The organism is Prevotella sp. HUN102 (assembly GCF_000688375.1).
GTDB lineage: Bacteria > Bacteroidota > Bacteroidia > Bacteroidales > Bacteroidaceae > Prevotella.
In genome coordinates, this window is sequence record NZ_JIAF01000004.1 from 1,011,487 (window position 1) to 1,034,902 (window position 23,416).

The following is a 23,416-nucleotide window of genomic DNA, read 5'->3' on the forward strand; positions in this document are numbered from 1 at the left end:
GATATATCACATACCCACCTTATCCATAGTCGTATTAATTAATTCAAGTAAGTTAGCAAAGTGAAGTTACTTCACTAATATCTTTTTGCCCTTGTGGATGTAGATGCCGCGCTGCGTAGGCTTTGCGATGCGCTGTCCCGACAATGTGTAGTAGTAAGGATCGCTGTCTGCCTTCTCGTTTTCTGCAACCTCGAGGCCTTCAATTCCTGTCGCTGTGGTCTTAACCTTGTAGTTCGCCCCTTCCTTTTCAGAAGTGATGTTGATGAGTGTTGTTTCCTTTACGTTCTCAACATTCACGGTCTGCGGAGCACCTGTGCCGACGCTGAACACGAAGTTTACAACGTCTGTGGAATTTGTAATCTGAAATTCCTTCACGAAATACTTCTTGCCGTCCACCGTTTCCGTTTCCGTAACTGCATCGCCTGGCCAAGAACCCTTTGCCGTAGCGTGCGAACCACCCCAGAACCAGAAGTTAATCTTCGGACTTGCAGCCGTCATCTTTGCGCTCGCCCAGCTTGCATCGGCATCATCGGCATTTACATATACCTTGATTGCGTATGGAGTGAAGTCTACCACGTCGTATGTTCGTGTGATGATACCCGATACTACGCCGTTGATAAGCAAGCCGACCTTCAGCGTTGTGGTTGCGCCTGCTGGAATTGTAATCTTCGTTCCGTTGGCAGCCTTTGTGCTCGAAGCAGTAGGTTCGGTGCCGTTTGTAGTGTAAACGAGCTGTGCTCCGGATTCTCCGGTAACTGCCGTGAGCGTAACAGTCTGTGCTCCGTCGTAAGAACCACTTGCAAGATCAGCCCAAGCAGTGCTCATAGAGTTCTTGTCGATGTAATATGCCCAGTGATAGCCGCCAGTGAGTTTTATCCAACGTGCAGTAGGAACGAATCCCGAACCCATAACAGCAAGCAGTTTGCCGTTTGTTCCGTTTGTCTGAAGGGCATAATAGTTAGAAGCCGAAGAGTATCTGGAGAATGTACTCTCATTGTGAATGCCCACGAGCTTGCGTGCATCAATCATATTCTTGATGGCGTTCTTGTAGGCCTGCCAATGCTTCAGGAACACGCAGGGCGTACCGGGCATAGCCAGTATGTAGGCATTGGCAGCCAATGTGTCCTTCTTGAGAGGATCCTGCTGCGCCGTAGAGCTGCGGTATTCCGTATCGTGGTTTTCAACGAACGTTACCGCATAGCGTGAGTAGCCGTTCTGCTTTGCCAGTCCGTCGCCATCGAGCATTGCCCAGTTGCCGCTGTTGGCAGCCCTCTGTGCTGTGTAGCGAATTGCGAAGTCGAACGCTGCACTCTGAATCACGTTGTTTACCTTCGTTCCGTCTACCCACTTTTTCAGATTTGACGATTCGCCGTACCAGCTTTCGCCAACAGAGAATTGAGGCTTCGCATCGGTATTATACATACCTGTGAATTTTGCAGCATATCCCTTTGTCATATCATATCGGAAACCTGCATAACCAAACTTCTCGAGCAGCATACGGAGATAAGCCTTTACGGTCTTCTGCACGTTTGCGCTGTTGTGATCCAAGTCGCGCATACCGTCCCAGCCTTCGCCTGAATCTATATTGCTACTCAAAGAAACACCCTGTGCCGTTGCAGCCGTCTGTGCTTTGCCTTTGTCGTCGTCCTTAACTACGTCGGCTGCCGTCATAGAATAGGTTACGCCGTTGTAAGTTTCGGTCGGGAAATCGAACCAGTTCGCCACCGTGCCTCGATGGTTGATAACCACGTCAGCGATAGTTCCGATGCCCTTGTTCTTGAATGTGCTGATGAGGCTCAGCAACTGCGCTTCGTTTCCGAAAGAACTGTTATAGTTTGTAAACCAGTAAAGGTCGTCATAGCCCATAGAAGTAGGGCTGGTAGCCCTTGCACTCTGCGGAATCCAAACGAGACTGAAGTATTTGGATAGCTCGTCGGCCTGCGATTCGAGATTTGTCCACTTTGTATCATCGTAAGAGTCCCAGTAGAATCCTTGCAGCATTACGCCGCCGTAGTTTGAAGGCCAGCCCTGCGCAAACACGGTCATAGCAAGGCAGACGCTGAAAAATAAAGTCAATAATCGTTTCATATAGATTCGTTGTAAAGTTCCTGTAATTCTTTATTCGTAAGTTTTCGTTATCTTCTGTTCGCAAAGTTACTGATTATTTTCAATCTTTCTGATTTATTGATATAGGTCAATCAATTTATATCATGCAAACGTTTGCGCAGCGTTTGCGTTACAATGAGAAAATAATAATGCAAATCGTCTGCCTGAATGGCTTAGTTCTGCTATTACCTGACTTGCAATGGAAAATCATTTTTTGTAAAATTAGATTACCAAAAAACGTGCAATATTTTTCGGCAATCTGGAGATTATGATACCTTGTCCGAGCGATTGAAATTGTTTTTTCAGAGTATTGAGAGACAATTATGCGAAGACGGAATTGCAATCGTGCGATGAATGCAAATCGTTTTTGCGAAGATTGCAGCACGAATATGCGAAGAATGAAAACCAGTTTATGAAGAAAAGAACACAAAAATAGGTTGATTTGTCGGATTTATTATTCTTTTGAAGAAGTTTTCAACGTGGTTTTAATGCACAGAAATAATTAGAAGCACACAAATCTCTGATATTTAGGTTTTTACTTTTGCACACCCATAACTCGCATATTTGAAAATGAAAAATATTTTATTCAAAATAATCGAATTATGGAGCGTGGTTTGTAAAGAATGTTCGCAGATTCAGCCAATTCATTCGGATACGTTGGAATGCCTGATCCTGTCTTTAAAGTGAGAATAGTTGCCCTCCACTATCGTACCCAACTTAAAAGGATTATTCATTTACGAAATTTTTCGTTACGATTTTTTTCGCAAAGATATAAAATTGTTCTGTATCATTGATTGTTGAGTGGGGAAGGAAACGATGAAAGTGCAGGAATAAATGTTTTTACAGGCAGAAAAGCATTTTGTACAACTTGGATATTCATTCTTTATCACTCCTTAGGTTGTATTCATATTTTACTGCAGATAAGTTATGATAGGAAAGAGGTTCTCAGTCATTAAGATGTTCTTTTTTTCGACGATGCGAAGTTTACAGATGGACAATAAATGAAAGCCCCCGAAAGTTATAAAAACTCTCGCGGGTCTTGTCATTTTATTACTTCCACAGGCTAAAGTAGTTTTTAAAAGATCCACAACACTTCTTCCGTGTTTTCTTTATTGGTGTGGGCTTTTCACTTGTCTGCCTTTTGAAGATATCGTTTAGAGGCTCTCACCTCCATTTTGATCTTGGATACCTCCAGTTGGGTCAAGATAGTGTTGTTTGTCTTTATTCAGCGAAGCGTCTGAACCAACTTCGGCATTACGACTCGTTTGCTGCATCAGGCTGCCTTCTTCTCCTAAGGCTACTATGCTGATTTCAGGGATGGAATATACTTTCTTGTTCATTGTGAGATTCTCCATTATTTTTTAACGTACTACGATTTTCTTTCCATTCACGATGTAGACACCTGCTGGCAAATCGTTGAAGTCAGTTGCCCCTTTGCGAACCATTTGTCCGTTCAGGTTGTACACATTTGTCAAAACAGGTTCTTTACTTCCGGCTTCAATCGCAATTTGGTCTATGCCGGTAGTGTTTTCGTCTTCAAGACCAAAGTAAGATGCGCTCTTAACACCTGCCGTAAGAACGAAAGAGTCGTTGATACCATTGAGTCCTACTCTCACATTTTCCCTGAACACTTGGATTGTAGCCGTGTATGGATTCCAAGTTCCGGTAGTGCCTGTCTGGAAGAAGAACTTGTGCTTGTCGCCACTCTTGCCTAAGAAATAGGTGTATTTTGGCATATAGATTGGTCTGCCCACACCGCCGTCTACCTTGCTGTCCACCTTAGTCAAGTAAGTGCCGATAAAGCGATAGTTGTAAACTGTTGTCTTTTCAGTTTCAGTTTGAGCACCTTGTATCGTTGCGCGGACGATGGTTGGTTCTGGACTTCCCGGTTCTCTATGGTAACCTTTGAAGGTGTATTTCTCATTTGCGCCCAAAGTCTTGGTTGGGAAAATCATATAGGAGATGTGGTCCTGTATTACGGTAGCGTCATCATTTTGTGCGCTCTTGTACACATCGTCCTTAAACTTCAAGGTAATCTGGTGCTTGTCGTAGTCTCTCACAACTTCGCTCAACTTACATACTTCCGTATTCTCACCGAATACCTCACGAACCTGAGCTTTTGTCATTGGGAATGGTACACAGATAGTCCACCACTGCTCAGGAGTAATCTTTGAGAACTCCCATTTTTCAGTGTCGGTGTTGGGTGCATTGATGTCAGAAATAGCAATGGCAAACTTATGGAGTCCCATATATTTTTCAGCATCATAAGGAGTTTGTCCATCCCAAAGCTTGCCGTCTTTTGCGTTATTGTATGTATGCTCATAGGAATATTGTCCTGGCCATATCTTCATTTCTCCGTAGTACATATCATAAAAAGCGGCATATTTGTTGTCATCTCTTTTCTTTACTTCATAATTGCGAGTAATGTCAATATACTTTGCACGCTCTTCGTTTGTCATATCTGAACGGAGATGGAGCACAGCCATAGTGTTAGCTCCATAAGTATAGTTTCTGCGTTCCGCATAACCATTATTTGTATCACCAAATTTTTCTTCAAGGGTATTGCCGTAGTTAGTATCTTTCATACCACCATTACCGTGATAGGAACCATCGTCAAATGCTTCTTTTCCTACTTCAGGTGCTTTCTTACCGAGGAAATATACATCTAACAATATTGTTCGTTGAAACACGTGGTTGCCTAATCTCTCAAAGCCTTCGGGGAAGGTTATCGTTTTCAAGTTAGAGCATTGCAAGAACGCCTCATCCTCAATTGATTTCAATGAGTTTGGCAACGTAATAGCATTGATAGCTGTATAATCAAATGCATTACGCCCAATTTTAGTCAAGCCAGTTGGCAGGTCAATAGTAGTCAAAACATTTTTCTGTGAAAAAGCATAATCGCCCACTGAAGTGTAGCCTTCTGGTATTGTTACACTTTTGAGCGTTTCTTTGGTAAAGCAACTACCAAAATAAGCTGGCAAAATCCCATCTTTTGCAACAGGAAGCACTACTGATGTTGCATCAATGTGCGTATAATTATTCGGCACGAAACTATGTTCGGTAATATTCCATTGTCCAGCGCCCTCTACCTTGATAGAAGAAATAGTAGCCTTGCCCATATCCAACGTTGGAATAGTCCAGTTGTTGCCTGTTTGATTTTTGCTGACCAATGTCTTGATGTCAGTGCTGTTGATTTCGCCAGTAATTACAAGGTGTTTTGCATTCTTAATGAGAAACTGCTCATTAGCATCAATCTCTTGAGAATAGTCAAATGATGTAGTTCCTATCTGCCCAGCAGAGCCTGTTACGGCAATGGTAACAACATCTTCAGCTCCTTTTGTAACAGTAACAGTAGCCTGTACACTCACGGCCATAACCATAGCCACGATTGCTAATAATGTTTTTTTCATTTTTATCTAATTTAAACTTTTATATATTACCTTAATTATTTGCTGGTGAAACAAAATAATTCATTGTTATTTGTCCCTATTTGCATTGTTGATTTAGTACTATCTTAGCAACTTATCCTCTAACATCAATCTATCAATCTGATTCTTTATTTCGTTAAATGTACGTACAAAGGTAGTTGTTAGGTTTTATATTAAACAATAATTCCACTAAAAGGGCAGAATTATTACGTCTATTTAATAATAAAGTCCATTTTACCCCCCCCCCCCCCCCGATTTAATATTTATTAACATAGTGTCAAGTAATAATCGGGACTGATTTATGAGCACAAACAGCTTAAATCAGGATAAATCGGGAATTGGATATGAATGAATTCTCAGAAGCGATAAACTACCACGTATATTCTTTGTTTTGCTCTTTCATTGTAAAATATTTTCAGGCAAAACTATCTTCAAAAAACGTTTGTCGCACATTTGCTTTGCAATCTTCGCATAGATGTCCATCAAATGTGCGAAGAATGTACTGCATTTTTGCGAAGAATGCAAGGTAAATGTGCAGTATTTGTAAACTCCAGTAAATCAATTGTTTATGAATTTGATGTCGTGTCGGTTCTCGAAAGAGGACTGTCATATTTTTTCGTAAGCAGATGTTCTTACTGCCTGTCGCTTATCCACTTTGAGAAGAATGGATCTTCCACCTCATATCCCTCGAGCTTGATTACGTATCCGTTCTGCATCAGTCGCTTGATGCCGCTGTATATTGTGCTTGTGGGCAGCAATCTGTTGGACGAAGGCTGACCGTTCTTTACAAGGTCGATCAATATCGCTCTGTCCGTCTTGTTGAAATTGAGCCAAATGCGTTCAAAATCAAGGTCGTGGATACGCACCAGACTTTTGATGGCCTGCTCCACAACGTCTTTGTCATAATGCTTGTAGGTCAGCATATCCCACACCAAGGCAGAGAGCTGCTGGGTGTAATAGGGGTGGCAACGCGTGGTTTCAAGAATGCTGTGGGCAATGGTTTCGGCATTTTCGTTTTCAAGGCGTTCGACAATGTATTTGTAAAAATCGTTGTAGGGTATTCTGTCCAAGTGCATCAGCACGCCAAAATGATAGAATGGAGATTTCTTGCGCTCGAAGATTTCGGTCATCATAGACTCCTGACTTCCGAGAAAAATGTAGTTGATGTTCGTCTGATTCTGTATGATGGAACGCAGCTTTTTATCGATTCCCTTTTCGAGCGTCAGCAATTCCTGAAACTCATCGAATACAACAATCATCCTATTTTCGGAATTAGAGAGTTTTTCTATCAGTTGCAATGCGTCTTCCAAGAGGACGGTTGTGTCTGTTGCAGGCTGAAAAGAAACGTCGAAGGAGTCGCCCATGGGCGTTGTTGAGACTGTGGGGACTATTCTGAAATGCGACAAAAGATGCTTTATCTTTTCCCACTTGTGCTGCTTGAAAATCTCTTTCAGAATCAATGAGGCAAGGTTTTCCACACTCACCACCATCTGAAGATTCAGGGATATGTACGTGCGTCCGGTGTTTGTTATGGCTTTCTTTACCAGACTTGATTTGCCAAAACGGCGTGGGCTGATAAGAATCAAGTGGTTTTCACTATTCAGCACTTCCTTTATTCTTTCCAACTCTTCCGTTCTGTCGGTAAAGTAATTGCCTTCTACAATCGTACCAAATTTAAAAGGATTATTCATTTGCGAAATTTTTCGTTACGAAATTTTTCGCAAAGATACAAAATTATTCTATATCATTGATTATTAAATGGAAAAGAAATAATGAAAGCACGGGAATGAATAGTTTTTGAGTGAAGATTTATGTCATTCAGACGAATGTTCATCTTTTATCACTTTTTGAGCTGTATTCATTTTTACTCTTGATAATTATGATGGAAATTCTTTTTGTTGTATCTTTGTCAGGTGCTTCGCACATAGAGAGGCGAAACTGTCTTGACAGAGGTAATGAAAAGAAACAAAAACTCCCTTCGATTGAATAAGAGTTTTTAAAAACAAGAAGACTTCAATATAAGTTATGAACAAGGAACAAATGTTTGAGAGCTTTTATGCAAAAGCAGAAAAAGCTATAAAGAAAATGGGAAAACAAAATATCAACGATATTTATGCCATTTCCTTTTGGAAGGACAACATTGAAGATGATCCCCGATGTCCTGTCATTACCATTGGCTATAACACTTTAGCCCAAGTGGAAATAGAAAAAGAGAATGCCAGCGGTCTGATGGAAGCCAAATGGAACTATGCTTTTTGGCTGCAAAATGAAATCGGCGTTATTGGTGGGGAAGATAGGAATCTCCGTTTGTATTTTAAAGAACGCAACCTGTTTTATACGCAACGGGAATATTTGAAAGCCGAAAAAAGAGGAGAAGAAGATAAATTGGAAGAGCAGGATGAACAAATGCAGAAAATCTTTATGGATATTATAATTTCTGTTGTTCAGGAACTTCATAAGAAAGGGATTGTAAAAGAACAGTTGGGAAAAGAAGTTCCCATTATTGTTCACGAATTGGAATATTACGACTTGACTATTCAATGGAATGTGAAATGTAATCCGAAACCATTGATTGATGAGTTTTTGAAATATTGTGAATGATGGAAATTAAAAAAATGACAACAAGCGAAGCACTTACACCTGCACAGGCACAGGATATTAGTAAATTTCAGTGGTTCAATCAGCCTGCATCTTATGAAATCATCGACAATCATTTGATAATGGATGTGCCTGCACATTGCGATTATTGGCGCATTTCCCATTACGGATTCACGGTTGATGATGCTCCTTTCTATTACGGAATCTGGGGTGGCGAGTTTGAAACCAAAGTTAAGATTTCAGGAAAATACAAAGCACGTTTCGATCAGGCCTGTCTGATGATTCGGATAGATAAGGAGAACTATCTGAAAGCCGGTATAGAATATGTGGACGGGAAATACAATATAAGCTGTGTGGTAACTCATCATACAAGCGACTGGAGCGTAATTGCACTCGAGAAGCCCGTAGACTTTATTTGGATAAAGGCTGTCCGTCGTCTTGACGCCATTGAGGTGTTCTACTCTTTCGATGATGTGAACTATACGATGATGCGTAATTGCTGGATGGTGGACAATACGCCTGTGCAAATTGGTATGGCGGCAGCCTGTCCCGATGGAGAAGGTTTTGTTGCTAAATTTGAAAACTTTCAAGTGAAACACCTTCCTGACCTGCGAAGAACAGAATGGCTGAAGATGCATTCAGAGTGATGCACGTATTGGTTTTAGATAATACAATAACCAAAAATGGGTTCAATGCAGCTGGCATTGAACCCATTTTTCCATTTGTTGATGTGATGGAGATTTGTTCCCAACAACTTTATTTACTGGAAAAGTTGTTGAGAAAAGACGCATTTCTAAAACTCTAACACCATTGTCTGTCGCTGCGTCATCGGAATATTCTTTGTCAGGTCTATTGTCTTGCCTGATGTAACATCTACTGCCGTGGTGTGCGCTCCGATGATTTCGGCATAACGCTTCACGTCTACCTTGTTATCGGACTTACGGCCGTTGATGATGGTCATAACATTCTTGCCGTTGTGCTGACGGGCAAGCACGTAAATGCCTTTCCACGGAATGAATTGCGTCTGCGTTCCCTCGGTTATTACCTTGTTGCCCTGTCGCCAATGAAGCAGCTTTGAGGTCCAGTCGAACATTGCGTTTTCGGCAGCCGTGCGTCCTGAACGTGTAAACTTGTTAGTGGCATCGCCGGGGAAGCCGCCGGGAAAGTCCTTGCGCACGTTGCCGTCGGTTATTTCCTTTGTGCCGTTCATCAATATCTCCGTACCGTAATAGAGCTGTGGCGTGCGGTTCATCGTGAGCAAGAGCGCAAGTGCCTGCTTCAGGGCAGTAGAGTCCTTGCCATTTCCGAGAAAACGGTCGGTGTCGTGGTTCTCGATGAATGCCATTACGTTTTTGGGGCTTTCGTAGAGATAGTCGTAGCAGAGCGAATTGTAGACACGGTTCATTCCCTTCCACCATTCGTCGGTTTCTTCGTTCTTCGCCATTGTGATACGGTCGTAGAAAGCGAAATCCATAACGGTTTTCAGATAGCTGTTGGTCTTGGAGAGCTTGCTGTCCTTCTGCCACGCAGCCGTGTAGGCAGGTTCGGTAACCCACGTTTCGCCCACGGTATTGAAGTTGGGATATTCACGGTCGAGCACCTTCATCCATTGAGCCATCGCCTCACGGTCGGCGTAGGGATAGGTGTCCATACGGATGCCGTCGATGCCGGCAGACTCTATCCACCAGACGGAATTCTGAATGAGATATTTCATCACGTGAGGGTTGCGCTGGTTGAGGTCGGGCATTGACTTTACGAACCATCCGTCTACGGTTTCCGCCATATCCACCTTGCTTGCATACGGATCCATTACGGGCGTGAGCTTGTAGGAAGTCTGGAGTCCGTAGTCGGGATTGTTGAACCAATCCTTCGAGGGAACGTCCTTGCTCCACGGATGATAGTCGCCGCAGTGATTGAAAATCATATCCATCACCACCTTCATTCCCTTTGCGTGGCAGGCATCGGTCAGTTCCCTGTACTCGTCGTTCGTACCGAAACGAGGGTCTACCTTATAGTAATCGGTGGTGGCATAGCCGTGATAGGTGCTGTGCTTGCCGTCGTTGGGACCGTTGTTCTCCAGCACGGGAGTGAACCAGAGGGCAGTTACGCCGAGTTCGCTGAAGTAGTCGAGGTGCTGACGGATGCCGGCAATGTCGCCGCCGTGCCGCAGGCTCGGTTCGTTTCGGTTGCAGTCCTTGTCCTCCATCGTCTTGAAGGCATCGTTCCGGGGATTTCCGTTGGCGAAACGGTCGGGCATCAGCATATAGAGCACGTCGGTATTGTCGAATCCCTTTCGGGCATCGCCCGCCATTTCGCGCTGCTTGAGCCGGTAGACGGAAGAGAACTTCTTGCCCTTGTTCCTGAAGTTTATCTTCATTTCGCCGGGCTGCACACCGTCCAGATTGAGATAGACGAGCAGATAGTTCGGAGAATCGAGACGGACGAGGGAATCTATCTTCACGCCGGGATAGTCGATGCTGACCTCTGCCGTCTTGATTCCGTCGCCGTAAACCATCAGTTGGAGCGAGGAATCCTTCATTCCGGCGTACCAGTCGGTAGGGTCGATGCGCTTGATGGATTGAGCATTCATTATCATTGGGAAAACGGAAAGGAGGAGAAACAGTCCCGCATCTTTCCGAAGGGAAGGGAGGTTGAAATTACTGAAAAGCTGTTTGAATGTCATAATATATGTGGTTATGTCTTCCTATAAGTCTTAATTACAGATTGCCGTGAGGAAATACAGATTGGGAGCGGGAGGATTTCGCCTGAAAGCCTCCCGTTCCGAAGGGGTTGAAGAGGCTGACTAATCGTGGAGAATCAGCGCAGACTGGCCGTCCACCATAACTTCGCCGCCTTCCATCTCGCCGAGCCCGGCTTCGTTGATAACGCCGTTGCTGCCTACGATGGTGTATTTGCCCATTGGGAGATTCACGGTCTTGAAATCGCGGCTGCCGTTCAGGATGACATAGATGTTCTTCCACTTGTCGCCGCCAGCGTTGTTCTTCAGGCGGAAGCCGACGATGCAGTCCTGAGTTGGGAGAAATTCGAGATGCTTTCGGACGAGTTCTGCGCTGCCGAGACGGAATGCCGGATGGTTCTTGCGCAGGTGGATAAGCCCCTTGTAGTAGTCGAACACCTGTGGATAGGTCTGCAAGTTGTTCCAGTCGAGTCGGTTGATTTCGTCGGGCGAGTTGAAAGAGTTGTGAACTCCCTTCTTATCCCTCAGCATTTCCTCGCCCGAAAGCATAAAGGGCACACCCTGCGAAGTGAAGACGGCAGTCTGGGCGAGCAGGTCGAGTCGGATAAGTTCGTCCATATCGTAGGCTGCTTCGGGCACGGATGCCTTCAGGCGGTCCACCAGACACATATCGTCGTGGCAGCTCACGTAGGAAATCATCTGTGTAGGCTCCAGTGCGTAAGGCTCTTTGGAGTAGTTCACTTTGGAATAATCTACCTGTGGATGGGCTATCATACCGGCAATTCCGGCCTTGATGCTCTCCTCGTGTCCGGGAAGTCCGCCGAGGAAAGCAGTCTGTTTGTCGTCGGAGAACGGGCCGCGGAGGGCGTCGCGAATGTCATCCGAGAATGCCGCCACGCCGGGAATCTGCTTCATATTCGCCTTCATTGCGAGCTTTTCCACCGGATAGGCGCACGTGCCGGCACTCCATCCCTCGCCGTAGATGAATATGTTGGGGTCGATGGCGGAGAGTTCCTTACGGATGAGGTTCATCGTCTCGATGTCGTGGATGCCCATAAGGTCTACACGGAAACCATCGATATGGTATTCCTCCACCCAATACTTCATACTCTCGAGCATAAACTGGCGCATCAGCGGCTTGTCGGATGCAGTCTCGTTGCCGCACGCCGAGCCGTCGCTCACCGTTCCGTCGGTCTTGTAACGGTAGTATGCCTTGGGGAAAGTACGGTGGAAATTGCCGCCTTCGACATTGAACGTATGGTTGTAGACCACGTCGAGAATCACTCGGATACCGGCTTTGTGCAGTGCCTGCACCATCTGCTTGAACTCATTGATGCGGCGCGCCGGCACTCCGGCATCGTAGGAGTAGCTGCCTTCGGGCACATTGTAGTTCAACGGGTCGTATCCCCAGTTGTACTGCGGCACGTCGGGCTTTGACTCATCCACCGAGGCATAGTCGTAAGAGGGCAGAATATGGACGGCATTGATGCCCAGAGAGGTGAGATGGTCGATGGCTTTCTTCTCCGTCAGGGCGAGGAACTTGCCTTTGTGGACGAGTCCCGATGAGGCGTCGATGGAGAAATCGCGGTGGTGCATCTCGTAGATTACGAGGTCTGCCGGGCTTTTCGTGGTCAGTCTCTGGTCAGATTCCCATCCTGTGGGATTCGTGGACTTCATATCAATCACGGCTCCGCGCCCTCCGTTCATTCCTACGGCCTTGGCAAAAACGCCGGGAGTTTCGCCCTTGCCGATGTCGAAGGTGTAGAACTTTCCCTGCAGATCGCCGCTGACGGTGGTCGTCCATACGTTCTCGCCCGACTGCTGCATCTTTATTTTCTTGTAAGCCTTGCCTCCTCTGCCGGCATCGTAGAGACGGAGCGTGGGTTTGGAAGGTGCGTTGAGCTTGAAAGTGGTAGCTTTTGGAGAGTAGCTTACCTCGTTGAATGTCTTCTGCGCAGCGATATTCTGTGATAGGAGAAGTGCCAAAATGGCAGCTGCTATGTAATGTTTCTTCTTCATTTTATTGAGTTTTATGCGTGAGTTTTGGGTATCTTCCAAGAATGTTTCAGAATGGTTTTCGGAGACGAAACCGCTGCTTTGTAAAGCATTGATAGTCAGATTGTTTTAATAGTAACGGAATTTCTGCAAAAAAAGTATATACTTTTTGGTAAAAATCTATCATTTAGGTTCAAATGATTGGCATTCAATAGCCTAATGAGTTATGAAATGCAATAGGTAATGATTTAGCGACCTATCTTCAACAATGATATACAACGCTTTGCATAACTCGAATAACCTGTTGCAAAGATAAGGGTATATCGTGAGAAAAAAGAATTTTCTCCAAATTATTCTCGTAAAGCCGTCCGTTGGGGCGGCTTTTTGTTTTCCGTGTATTCTATTCTTATGATGAAATGCAGTCTCAGAAGACTGCGTTTTTTTGTTCTCGCCCTGCTTCTCTCCCAGGACATCCTACACTTATGCCCGTGTATCATGTCGGGATCGGTTGTTCGTTGTCAGCGGCAAAGGTAGTTCTGGGCTTCCACGGACAAAAAAGGTCGGGGCGGCAAACCGTTTAGACGACAATCTCCACACTTCCATTTCATTGCAGGTAGTATTCTCGCCGTAAAACCTTGTTTGTCCTAAACCCTACCTTTTTAAGCCCCTGAAACGAAAACGACCGACCCGACGGAAAAACGCATAAAAAAAATGTCGGATATGCGAGAAGCAGGGAAAAAGAAAAAGTTGAAACTCAAACTCCCTCACCTCTGGAATCCGCATAAAATCAGACAAGATGATTTATCCCGACATAAGAACGGGATGGATAACCGTTCAAGAAGAACAGACAGAGTAAAGCGTTCGGCAAATTTGCCGAACGTTCCTTTTCTTTCTTATACTTACTTTGAGTGACCCAAAAAGCCCAAAGAAAAAGCATCTCGTTACTTTTGACAGTGAGTTGAGACGGCTCAAAAGTAACAAAAAGCCGCTACTAAATGACTCACAACAGCTTCCTGAACTTCATCTCCACCAATCTGTTGATTTCATCTTTGTAGGTTTCAAGATGATGAAGGATGATGTTCTCCACATAGATGCCGATGGTCATATCTCTGTTTCTCATCGACATGACTATCTCCGCCAATATGTCTTGCAACTCTTTGGCAATATAGATGGTCTTGCGATTTTTCAAGGTGTTGCGACAAATGAAAAGCGACTCATAATCGCCCTTGTCAGACTTTCGCCTTTCTCTTCTTGGGACTCTTGAAAAATCCTTTGATATTGGTTCGTCATTGGGACGTTCCGATTCAACACACTGCTCTTCCGGTTGAGAGCGTTTCATCTCACTCTCTTTTCTTTTCATGGGAATACCCTGTGAAACAAGTTCTCGGATGGCAACGGGATCTACCTTGCCGTTTAGATTCTCTGTCATACTTTCTTAATTTTTATTATTATACAATTCATTGTTCATTTCGTTGCCAGTATATTTACTGATGAAGATGAATATATCCGCTATCGAAGATATGCCCAATAATCGGCTTGTATCAGCAGGGCTACAACCTTTCGTTTATACCCTTTTTGTGGAGTTTTTCATTATTGTCCATCAATACAATCGTTCGATTGTATCTGCTTTCGCACATTTCTACGTTCGAGTGAAAGAATCAAGGATATGTTCTTTGACATACACCCTCGCCTATATCGCTCATCGAAACGTGATGTTATCGAAGACACATACCCTCACCGACATATTCGACAGTGCAAATATATGGCCCGGTGATGCTGTAATCTGCGTGATTTTCTTTAGTGCGTACTTGTGGCTTCGATTTGGTTATTTGTGGCTTCGTTTCACCCAATGGCTTTGGGGACAAGAGGTAGTAACTTTGCAGCAAGCGATAAGTCGGTATTTCATGGCTCTGAAAACATACATTTCGAGAGAATAACATATTGTTCTTCAGAACGAATTTATTTGCGTCCGTGCAAATAGCAAGATATGTCCTGCGTTACTCGAAATAAATTCGGTAACTCAGAACTCTTGCTCTTGCAGAGGGCAAGACACCTCCGAAGTCGGTGTCTTTGGGAAGAAGTTTTCGATGTCTTGATACGTCGGTTTTACCGTGAAACCTCCCGAAAGGGACTCCATCGTGCTTTGCACATCTGTCCCCGTAGAGAGAAATACAAACCATTAAAATCCAAAGTAAAATGACAAAGAGACATGTGGGGAGACCCCTTAAAAGAGAGAGATCAAGCCATTGCTGTATGGTTCGGTTTACGGACACGGAGTTTGCGCGTTTCCTGACGCTTTATGAACAGTCAGGCGTACCGAACAGAGCGGTTTTCATCAAGGCAAGGGTCTTTGATGAGACTTTCCGAGTGATAAAAGTAGATCGCTCGCTGCTTGATTACTATCAAAAACTGACAAATTTGTACGGGCAATTTCGCAGCGTGGGAGTGAATTATAACCAAGCTGTGGTCGCCTTAAAGAGCAATTTCACCGAGAAAAAAGCCTACGCTATGCTTGCCCAACTGGAGAAACTGACTCTTGAATTGGCAGCTATCGGAGGTGAAATCGTACAACTTACCCGTGAATTTCAGGAGAAATGGTCGCAAAGATAAACTATGGCAGTTCCCTTTACGGTGCTTTGGCGTACAATGGAGAGAAGGTGAACGAGGGCGTTGCCAAGATTCTGGAGACCAACAAAGTGTTCTCTCCGGCTGATGGAATACACAATATATCTGCCTGTATGCAGGACTTTATGGCATATATGCCGAGTCATGTCCTCACAAAAAAACCGGTTATACACATCTCCTTGAATCCGCATCCCGATGACACCCTTACCGATGAGCAGTTCTCTGCCATCGCACGAGAGTATATCGAAAAGATGGGCTACGCTAATCAACCCTTTATCGTTTATAAGCACGAGGACATAGACAGGCATCACCTGCATATTGTCACCTTAGCCGTCGATGAACGGGGAAAGAAGATTAACGATCGCAATAATTTCTATACCAGCACCCGTATTCTCAAAGAACTGGAACAGAAGTACGGTTTGATTCCTGCCCAAATGCAGAAAGTAAAAGAAGTGTTTCGCCTGAAAAAAGTCTGCTACGGCGACGGAGAGAATCTTAAAAAGCAACTGGCTTCAGTCATCAAACCCGCAGCGAAATTCTACCACTGTCCGAGTTTTAAGGAATACCGTGCTTTGCTCTCCACCTATAATATATGTGTGGAAGAGGTCAAGGGGGAAATGTATGGAAAGCCCTATAACGGATTGGTCTATTTTGCTACCGATGATAAAGGTAAGAAGGTGGGTAATCCTTTCAAGGCTTCCCTTTTCGGGAAGGCTGTCGGATATGAAGCCCTGCAAAATAGGTTCAAGGCTTCAAAGGAGAAACTGAAAGAAAAGCATCTTGCCCCCAAGACCAAAGCGGTCGTAGCCGGAGCATTGAAACGTTCTGCTACGAAAGAGGATTTCAGGGAAAATCTCCATCGCAAGGGTGTTGACGTACTCTTCCGTGAAAACGAACAGGGACGGCTCTATGGCATCACCTTCATAGACCACAACAACGGCTGTGTCGTCAATGGATCGCGATTGGGCAAGGAACTTTCGGCAAACACTGTTGCCGAGTGGTTCGACCGCCCGCATCCCGAACTGTCTGCTCCAATACAGCAGAGTGAGAAAGGCTGTATTCCCCAAACTCTGACTTCGGACGGAGATTCCGTCTTGGGCGGTTTGCTCGATTTGCCCTTGGAAACCCATGGTACAGATTGGGAGGAAGAGCTGTTCCGCAGACGGATGCAGCGTAAGAAAAGAAAACAACGTAAACTCTAAAAAAACAGAAAGATTATGTCACAACAAGAAGACGATTTGAGGGCATTGGCGAAAATTATGGATTTTCTACGTGCCGTAAGTATTATATTGGTGGTTGCCCATCTCTATTGGTATTGTTACGAAGCCATCAAATTATGGGGTCTGAACATCGGTGTGGTGGACAGGATACTGATGAATTTCCACCGCACGGCGGGGTTATTCGGCAATATGCTTTACACCAAGCTCTTTGCGCTGGTACTGATGGGGCTTTCCTGTCTGGGTACGAAAGGTGTGAAAGAGGAGCATATCACGTGGTCGAAAATAGGGGCATTCATGGGCATCGGCTTTGTCTTTTTCTTCCTCAATTGGTGGATACTCGCCTTGCCGTTGCCCATTGAAGCCAATGCGGCTCTCTACGCCTTTACGATGACCGTCGGGTATGTGTGTCTGCTGATGGCGGGACTCTACATGAGCCGACTACTCAAAAACAACCTGATGGAAGATGTCTTCAATCAGGAGAACGAATCCTTTATGCAGGAGACAAGACTTTTGGAAAACGAGTACTCGGTCAATCTGCCGACCCGGTTCTATTACCGCAAGAAATGGAACAGGGGCTGGATAAACGTGGTCAATCCTTTCCGAGCTGTCTCTGTCTTAGGAACGCCGGGCAGCGGTAAGTCCTATGCCATCATCAATAATTTCATCAAGCAGCAAATCGAAAAAGGATTTGCCATCTACTGCTACGACTTCAAATATCCCGACCTCTCCACGATTGTGTACAATCATTTGCTGCATCACTCGGAAGGATATAAAGTCAAGCCGAAGTTTTACGTGATCAACTTCGACGACCCTCGGCGGTCGCATCGTTGCAATCCGATACACCCCGATTTCATGAGCGACATATCGGATGCCTACGAATCGGCTTATACGATTATGCTCAACCTGAACAAGACGTGGGTACAGAAGCAGGGAGATTTCTTCGTGGAGTCGCCCATCGTCCTCTTTGCCGCCATCATCTGGTATCTCCGCATCTTCGAGGGAGGAAAATACTGTACCTTTCCGCACGCCATTGAGTTTCTCTGTCGGAAGTACGAGGACATTTTCCCGATACTTACCTCTTACCCTGAATTGGAGAATTACCTTTCTCCCTTTATGGACGCTTGGCTCGGAGGGGCGGCTGACCAGTTGCAAGGACAGATAGCTTCCGCCAAGATTCCCTTGTCAAGGATGATCAGTCCGCAACTCTATTGGATTATGACGGGAGATGATTTTACGCTCGACATCAATAACCCCAAGGAGCCTAAAATCCTTTGTGTGGGGAACAATCCCGACAGGCAGAATATCTATGGGGCAGCATTGGGATTGTACAATTCGCGTATCGTCAAGCTGATAAACAAGAAAGGGATGCTGAAAAGTTCCGTGCTGATAGATGAGCTGCCTACCATATACTTCAAAGGGCTTGACAATCTGATAGCCACCGCACGTAGCAATAAAGTGGCGGTATGCTTGGGCTTTCAGGACTTCTCCCAGCTGAAGCGTGACTATGGAGACAAGGAAGCAGCCGTAGTGATGAATACCGTCGGAAACATTTTCTCAGGTCAGGTGGTCGGCGAGACGGCAAAAACCTTATCGGAACGTTTCGGGAAAGTGCTTCAAAAGAGGCAAAGTATGAGTATTACCCGAAGCGACAAGACGACCTCCATCTCCACGCAGATGGACAGCCTGATTCCGCAGAGCAAGATTTCCACGCTCACGCAGGGAATGTTTGTGGGAGCGGTTGCCGACAACTTCTCCGAACGTATCGAGCAGAAGATATTCCACTGTGAGATTGTGGTGGACAATGCAAAGGTGGCAAAGGAAACAGCCGCTTACCGACCGATACCCATTCTGACGGACTTCACGAATGAAAACGGAGAGGATATGATGGATGAGGAAATCAAGGCAAACTATGAACGGGTAAAGACGGAGGTGCGAGACATCGTGGAACGGGAGTTGCAACGGATTTCCAACGACCCGGAACTCTCCAAACTGCTCAATACCAAGAAATAATGGCTGTTTTTCTTGGCTCTAAGGCGGGATTTTTGTATTTTTGAACACGCTAATTGATGACACGATGAATTGTTTTAACCATACCCAAGAACCGGCGGTTGCCCAGTGTTCCGATTGCGGAAAAGGACTCTGCCTCGAATGTGCTGAAAGGTATCAGCCGATACTCTGTACACCTTGTTTTCAGAAGAGAAAACATAGCGAGATTTGGCGAAGCATCTTCAGCCTGTTGTTTCTCATCGCCTTGTTTGTCATGGGTTTCAAGTGGAACTTCTTGGCAACCAAAGGTTTTGAGGATATGAGATGGATGTCCGGATATGTACTGATGGCGATATGGTCGGGCTATCTCTTCGTGGAGAAGTTTATTCCCTATAAAATGGTTGCAGGAACAAATGGACAGTGGATTGTTTACTATATTATCAAACTGCTCCTCTTTGTCGTCATAGGAGTTTTCACCGCACCTTTCACCTGCCTGTGGGCTGTCTATAGAGTTATCAGGGCTTTTCGATAGAGCTTGTGGAAACCTTATAAGAAAAGAATATGAGTATGCATAATATATCGCTCACTTCGACAGAATACCAAAGTTTCAGAGACGAGATAACCAAGCGCATTCGCTCCGCACAATACGAGGCGTTGAAAGTCGTCAATAAGGAAATGATAGCCCTTTACTGGGAAATTGGCATGCGTATTACAGAACAGCAGACAGCACTCGGCTGGGGAAAGTCTGTTGTGGAAAACCTATCCCAAGATATTCAAAAGGAGTTTCCGGGCATACAAGGATTCAGTGCGAGAAATATGTGGGATATGGCACGATTCTACTCTGAATATCAATCAAATGAAATTCTGCAACCATTGGTCGCAGAAATCAGTTGGACAAAACATATCGTCATTCTGACCAAGTGTAAGGAGACACAACAGAGACAGTTCTACATCTTGGCAACCAAGAAATACGGATGGACGAAAGACGTGCTGATACACAAAATAGAATTGAAGACGTATGAGAACTTCCTGCTCGGACAAAGCAATTTTGATACCACGCTACCCGAAAATATCCGTAATCAAGCCGTCCTTGCCGTAAAAGACGAGTACACTTTGGATTTTATCGGATTGGGCGAGGGACATTCGGAGTATGAGCTGGAACAGGCTATCATCAAAAATATCCGCTCTTTTCTGATGGAATTCGGAACGGACTTTTCGTTCATGGGAAATCAGTACCGGCTGGAAGTAGATGGCAAGGAGTATTTTATTGACCTGTTGCTATACAACCGTCGCTTGCAGGCAATGATAGCCGTGGAACTGAAAATCGGTGAGTTTAAGCCTGAGTACAAAGGGAAGATGGAGTTTTATCTCAATGTCCTGAATGAGACGGTTAAGTTGCCGCATGAAAACCCTGCCATCGGCATCATCATTTGTAAATCCAAAAGCAGGACGATTGTGGAATATGCCCTCAAGACTTCGGCAATGCCCATCGGTGTGGCGACATACAGCCTTTCACCCGAACTGCCCGAAGCCTATAAGGAACTACTTCCGGCATCCGAGGATATAGCCAAGAAGTTGGAACTACTTATCAAAGAATAAGACAGAGGGAGATACTCCGAACCAGAGTATCTCCCTTTTGATTTACCGCTTCTTGAATTTGCCGCCTTTCAGGTCACTTTCCACCATTCGCCTGTTCAGCTTCTCCCTGAGTTCATCAAGAAAATAGGTGCGGCTGTCATCCTTGCGGCGTTTCATGTTCATATAGACGTTGTAGCAGTTCTTAATTTCTACACCAAAGATTTCAGAAAAGGTGTCTGCCAATTCTTCTATACCGATTTCACCATCGTTGATACAGTCACAGGTATCAAGTGCGTAGAGTAATTCTACCAAGTCAGTTGCTTTACCTGTCCAACGAAGTTTCTCGGTTGGTTTGACGGGCAAAGTAGAAAGAAGCCCCTGCATCCGCATCTTTAATAACTTTAACTCCGTATCAATGACACATAGTAGCTCCGACACATTTTTTCCCCTTTCCGTCCATCAAATACACCGCTTGCAAAGTTTGTAAACGAAAACGAGTATAGCGGAGAATACGAAACAAAGAGATGGCGTCGTCTTCTGCATCACATAGATCAATGATCCTCTTCATAAAGTTCTCCGATGCTTTTTGTTCTTGTTCATTTGTAGAGCAAGACGAAATTATCGTCTTAAATTCTTCCGTTTGAATAAGTCTTAGCATAATCATATCTTTTATGGTTCAACATTGCAGATTCTCTGTTGTGAGATGTGATTTATGACCTATCTCCTTATGAATTCGGACAGCAAAGAACAGTGTCATTAAAGTTGCAAAGACGTCGGCAATAGGCTGTGCATAAAGCACTCCATTTAGTTCCCAATACGATGGAAGCAGCAATATTATAGGGATAAAAAACAAACCTTGCCGTCCGATGTTTAGCAGAAGACTTTGCCTTGCTCTTCCGATTGCCATATATAGTGTGGAATACACAAATTGGAATCCGAAAGTGAAGAACATAATCGTATTGGCTCTAAGCGCAATTCTTGCTATTCTCTGCATTGTTTCGTCTTTACCGAAACAACTGACGATAGGAGAGGTAAAAATGACTATAAGAATACTCCAGAGCACACAAAACGAGGTTGTGAGTATCAGAGAACAGCACACCGCTTCCCTTAATCTTTGAAAATTGCCTGCCCCGTAGTTATAGCCTGCCATAGGTTGGAGTCCTTTTACAAATCCGAAGACCACGTTTGTTCCCAATGTGACGATTTTCAGGACGATACCCACAGCCGCAACAGCCTCTGCCCCATATTTCACAGCGGCTTTCTGCAACAAACTGATGGAAAGGGTCTGGAGCAGTTGCAAAAAGAGTATAGAGATACCAATCTTAATGATGTCTGCGTATATTCTTATCGTGGGAGCGAACAAGGCAAGAGATACTTTTACCTCTGCTTTCGTAAGGAAACGGATGTAAATAGCTGTCGTGATGATTCTTGAAAGAATGGTTGCCCACGCAGCACCTTCCACACCCCAATTGAAGGTGTAGATAAACAAGGGGTCTAATGCTACATTGACGACAGAGCCAATGATCATTGCCGACGCGGATGTCTTCGACGCACCTTGTGAAACAATGATATTGGAAATGGACACATTCAATGTTCCTATGACACAACTGATGATAAAAAGCCTGCCGTAGGATTCTGCCAAACTCATCATCTCCTCGTTTGCTCCCATGAAAAGTAGGATGTCCGGCAGGAACGCATTGCACACAAGGGCAATGAGAGCTGCCAATATCACAGAAGTAATCACTGAGACGGAAGCGACCTGACTTGCCTTGATAACCTGTTTCGCTCCCAACAGACGGGAAACATACACTCCGCCTCCGACACCGAACATCAGCCCTATCCCGAGAAACAACAGCGATAAAGGGAAAACAACCGATACGGCAGCGACAGGAAGGGTTCCCAAACGTGCAACCCAGAAAGTATCTACCACATTGTATATCGCCATAATCAGCATTGCGATGACAATAGGTATCCCCAATTTTGTCAGGGCTTTCATCATACTTCCTTCTCGCAAAATATTCACAGCGTTGTTCATCCTTATAATCCGTATCTTTTAAAGTGAATAAAGTTCGCTGCAAAGGTACGGTGGGATACAGACTGTCACAATAGACGGACAATGGTAATGATAGCACTATTCGTGGTAAGTCCTTCTGAAGAGCGTGGGAGAAACGCCTGCAACCTTGGTAAACAGCCGTGTGAAGTAGGAGTAATCGTTAAAGCCTAAACTATGTGCAATCTCTTTGATGGAATCTGTAGTATAGACCAATTGACGTTTAGCCAACAAAATAATCTCGTTTTGGATATGGTGGCTCACACTTGTCCCCAGAACAGAATTTACAGCTTCATTCAGGTAGGCAACGGTAATGTTCAGCCGCCCGGCATAGAATGATGGCGAACGTTTGCTTCGGATATTGCTTTCCAACAAATCCCGAAATTCCCATACTATTTCCTTGTGTCTGGTCACTGTTCCCTGCAATTTGGATTGAGCTATCGTTGCATTTACAATGTTCTCCACGACTAACCCTACAATGACGGTGGTCAGTCGCTGAACGACTGCTTTGGCAGATCGATTTTCCATACCACTCAGTTTGCAGTCAAGAAGTGATAATAACAGTTTCTGTTCCGATATGTCGGATAGTTGTATTTGAGGGCGACCGTATCTCTCAAGCGTTCGTTTTTCCTCCTTATCTACCAATACCGAGTCGATAACCAGAAATTTTGCAGAAAGATTGGAAGCGTTGATGATACGATGCACCTGCCCGGGTAGAATGATAGCCAGACTTCCTTTCTCGAAAGTGTATTCCTCGAAATCAATATTCAGACAGCATTGCCCACCCTCTATGAAGCCAAAGAAATAATAATCGTCGGTATGAGAAAAGGCGTATCTGTCTGAAGATGCCGATGTCCGAGAGATGACAGTCTTCAGATAGACTCCGAAATCTGAGAGTTGTGAACTTCTATGGATGGGTAACCGAGACATATATCTTTCGGGTATTGTTTTTTGATTATTAAAGTTGCAAAGTTAATCATAATAATGCAGAATAATGAATTATAAAGTATCTTTTAACTCGAACTACACATCAATACGATTAAAAAGAGAACTGATAATATGGAGGTATGACTCAAAAAACATACCTCTTTTTTGCCACTTCTATCCATATCGACGCCACAAGTACGCAGTT

General features: G+C 44.6%; 17 protein-coding genes. 7 read left to right on the forward strand and 10 right to left on the reverse strand.

Features of this window, described 5'->3' with window-relative positions:
- Window positions 1-66: 66 nt before the first annotated feature.
- The 4 genes from P150_RS0109200 to P150_RS0109215 all read right to left on the reverse strand — a co-directional run bounded on the left by P150_RS0109200 (window position 67) and on the right by P150_RS0109215 (window position 7,225).
- Complete coding sequence (locus P150_RS0109200; RefSeq protein ID WP_028897430.1) at window positions 67-2,088, reverse strand: alpha-amylase family glycosyl hydrolase; 2,022 nt, start codon at window positions 2,086-2,088, stop codon at window positions 67-69.
- Window positions 2,089-3,260: 1,172 nt separating this feature from the next.
- On the reverse strand, window positions 3,261-3,461 hold the full coding sequence (locus tag P150_RS16295) for a hypothetical protein (RefSeq protein ID WP_231477591.1): 201 nt from the start codon (window positions 3,459-3,461) through the stop codon (window positions 3,261-3,263).
- Between the two features lie 6 nt (window positions 3,462-3,467).
- Window positions 3,468-5,516, reverse strand: coding sequence for a leucine-rich repeat domain-containing protein (locus P150_RS0109210; protein WP_028897431.1), 2,049 nt, complete (start codon window positions 5,514-5,516; stop codon window positions 3,468-3,470).
- A 650-nt stretch (window positions 5,517-6,166) separates the two neighbouring features.
- Window positions 6,167-7,225, reverse strand: a complete 1,059-nt coding sequence (locus P150_RS0109215; protein ID WP_028897432.1) for an ATP-binding protein — start codon at window positions 7,223-7,225, stop codon at window positions 6,167-6,169.
- A gap of 334 nt (window positions 7,226-7,559) precedes the next feature.
- On the opposite strand from P150_RS0109215, the gene P150_RS0109220 reads away from it, so the two are divergent.
- Both P150_RS0109220 and P150_RS0109225 read left to right on the forward strand, forming a co-directional pair.
- On the forward strand, window positions 7,560-8,135 hold the full coding sequence (locus tag P150_RS0109220; RefSeq protein WP_028897433.1) for a hypothetical protein: 576 nt from the start codon (window positions 7,560-7,562) through the stop codon (window positions 8,133-8,135).
- 14 nt (window positions 8,136-8,149) lie between these two features.
- On the forward strand, window positions 8,150-8,779 hold the full coding sequence (locus P150_RS0109225; protein WP_028897434.1) for a DUF1349 domain-containing protein: 630 nt from the start codon (window positions 8,150-8,152) through the stop codon (window positions 8,777-8,779).
- A gap of 146 nt (window positions 8,780-8,925) precedes the next feature.
- Here P150_RS0109225 and P150_RS0109235 read toward each other — a convergent pair whose 3' ends face one another.
- From P150_RS0109235 to P150_RS0109245, 3 genes are all read right to left on the reverse strand, one after another.
- A complete protein-coding gene (locus P150_RS0109235; RefSeq protein WP_051617678.1) occupies window positions 8,926-10,728 on the reverse strand; it encodes a glycoside hydrolase family 13 protein in 1,803 nt (600 codons plus the stop codon).
- A 207-nt stretch (window positions 10,729-10,935) separates the two neighbouring features.
- A complete protein-coding gene (gene pulA, locus P150_RS0109240) occupies window positions 10,936-12,849 on the reverse strand; it encodes a type I pullulanase (protein WP_028897437.1) in 1,914 nt (637 codons plus the stop codon).
- Window positions 12,850-13,825: 976 nt separating this feature from the next.
- Window positions 13,826-14,254, reverse strand: a complete 429-nt coding sequence (locus P150_RS0109245; RefSeq protein ID WP_028897438.1) for a DUF3408 domain-containing protein — start codon at window positions 14,252-14,254, stop codon at window positions 13,826-13,828.
- 767 nt (window positions 14,255-15,021) lie between these two features.
- Between P150_RS0109245 and mobA the strand changes: the two genes are divergently transcribed.
- From mobA to P150_RS0109275, 5 genes are all read left to right on the forward strand, one after another.
- Window positions 15,022-15,435, forward strand: coding sequence for a conjugal transfer protein MobA (mobA, locus tag P150_RS0109255; protein WP_028897439.1), 414 nt, complete (start codon window positions 15,022-15,024; stop codon window positions 15,433-15,435).
- A complete protein-coding gene (gene mobB, locus P150_RS0109260) occupies window positions 15,420-16,652 on the forward strand; it encodes a conjugal transfer protein MobB (protein ID WP_028897440.1) in 1,233 nt (410 codons plus the stop codon). Before mobA ends, mobB begins: the two co-directional genes overlap by 16 nt.
- 15 nt (window positions 16,653-16,667) lie before the next feature.
- Window positions 16,668-18,680 (forward strand): conjugal transfer protein MobC, encoded by a 2,013-nt coding sequence (gene mobC / locus P150_RS0109265; protein WP_028897441.1) that lies wholly within the window; start codon window positions 16,668-16,670, stop codon window positions 18,678-18,680.
- 304 nt (window positions 18,681-18,984) lie between these two features.
- Window positions 18,985-19,188, forward strand: coding sequence for a hypothetical protein (locus tag P150_RS18200; RefSeq protein WP_028897442.1), 204 nt, complete (start codon window positions 18,985-18,987; stop codon window positions 19,186-19,188).
- Between the two features lie 29 nt (window positions 19,189-19,217).
- Complete coding sequence (locus tag P150_RS0109275; RefSeq protein WP_028897443.1) at window positions 19,218-20,255, forward strand: YhcG family protein; 1,038 nt, start codon at window positions 19,218-19,220, stop codon at window positions 20,253-20,255.
- A 42-nt stretch (window positions 20,256-20,297) separates the two neighbouring features.
- Here P150_RS0109275 and P150_RS0109280 read toward each other — a convergent pair whose 3' ends face one another.
- The 3 genes from P150_RS0109280 to P150_RS0109295 form a co-directional block, all read right to left on the reverse strand.
- Complete coding sequence (locus P150_RS0109280; RefSeq protein WP_028897444.1) at window positions 20,298-20,624, reverse strand: RteC domain-containing protein; 327 nt, start codon at window positions 20,622-20,624, stop codon at window positions 20,298-20,300.
- A gap of 286 nt (window positions 20,625-20,910) precedes the next feature.
- Window positions 20,911-22,269: an MATE family efflux transporter gene (locus P150_RS0109290; protein ID WP_028897446.1), complete on the reverse strand. Its 1,359-nt coding sequence runs from the start codon at window positions 22,267-22,269 to the stop codon at window positions 20,911-20,913.
- Between the two features lie 96 nt (window positions 22,270-22,365).
- A complete protein-coding gene (locus tag P150_RS0109295) occupies window positions 22,366-23,214 on the reverse strand; it encodes an AraC family transcriptional regulator (protein ID WP_028897447.1) in 849 nt (282 codons plus the stop codon).
- Window positions 23,215-23,416 lie beyond the last annotated feature (202 nt).

What these genes read in the sequence shown, in the direction of transcription:
- P150_RS0109280 (WP_028897444.1), bottom strand. Translation starts at nt 20,624, where the DNA reads ATGCGGATGCAGGGGCTTCTTTCTACTTTGCCCGTCAAACCAACCGAG.
- P150_RS0109220 (WP_028897433.1), top strand. Translation starts at nt 7,560, where the DNA reads ATGAACAAGGAACAAATGTTTGAGAGCTTTTATGCAAAAGCAGAAAAA.
- P150_RS0109295 (WP_028897447.1), bottom strand. Translation starts at nt 23,214, where the DNA reads ATGTCTCGGTTACCCATCCATAGAAGTTCACAACTCTCAGATTTCGGA.
- P150_RS0109245 (WP_028897438.1), bottom strand. Translation starts at nt 14,254, where the DNA reads ATGACAGAGAATCTAAACGGCAAGGTAGATCCCGTTGCCATCCGAGAA.
- P150_RS0109210 (WP_028897431.1), bottom strand. Translation starts at nt 5,516, where the DNA reads ATGAAAAAAACATTATTAGCAATCGTGGCTATGGTTATGGCCGTGAGT.
- mobB (WP_028897440.1), top strand. Translation starts at nt 15,420, where the DNA reads ATGGTCGCAAAGATAAACTATGGCAGTTCCCTTTACGGTGCTTTGGCG.
- P150_RS16295 (WP_231477591.1), bottom strand. Translation starts at nt 3,461, where the DNA reads ATGGAGAATCTCACAATGAACAAGAAAGTATATTCCATCCCTGAAATC.
- P150_RS0109200 (WP_028897430.1), bottom strand. Translation starts at nt 2,088, where the DNA reads ATGAAACGATTATTGACTTTATTTTTCAGCGTCTGCCTTGCTATGACC.
- P150_RS18200 (WP_028897442.1), top strand. Translation starts at nt 18,985, where the DNA reads ATGTCCGGATATGTACTGATGGCGATATGGTCGGGCTATCTCTTCGTG.
- mobA (WP_028897439.1), top strand. Translation starts at nt 15,022, where the DNA reads ATGACAAAGAGACATGTGGGGAGACCCCTTAAAAGAGAGAGATCAAGC.
- P150_RS0109290 (WP_028897446.1), bottom strand. Translation starts at nt 22,269, where the DNA reads ATGAACAACGCTGTGAATATTTTGCGAGAAGGAAGTATGATGAAAGCC.
- pulA (WP_028897437.1), bottom strand. Translation starts at nt 12,849, where the DNA reads ATGAAGAAGAAACATTACATAGCAGCTGCCATTTTGGCACTTCTCCTA.
- P150_RS0109235 (WP_051617678.1), bottom strand. Translation starts at nt 10,728, where the DNA reads ATGATAATGAATGCTCAATCCATCAAGCGCATCGACCCTACCGACTGG.
- P150_RS0109225 (WP_028897434.1), top strand. Translation starts at nt 8,150, where the DNA reads ATGACAACAAGCGAAGCACTTACACCTGCACAGGCACAGGATATTAGT.
- P150_RS0109215 (WP_028897432.1), bottom strand. Translation starts at nt 7,225, where the DNA reads ATGAATAATCCTTTTAAATTTGGTACGATTGTAGAAGGCAATTACTTT.
- P150_RS0109275 (WP_028897443.1), top strand. Translation starts at nt 19,218, where the DNA reads ATGAGTATGCATAATATATCGCTCACTTCGACAGAATACCAAAGTTTC.
- mobC (WP_028897441.1), top strand. Translation starts at nt 16,668, where the DNA reads ATGTCACAACAAGAAGACGATTTGAGGGCATTGGCGAAAATTATGGAT.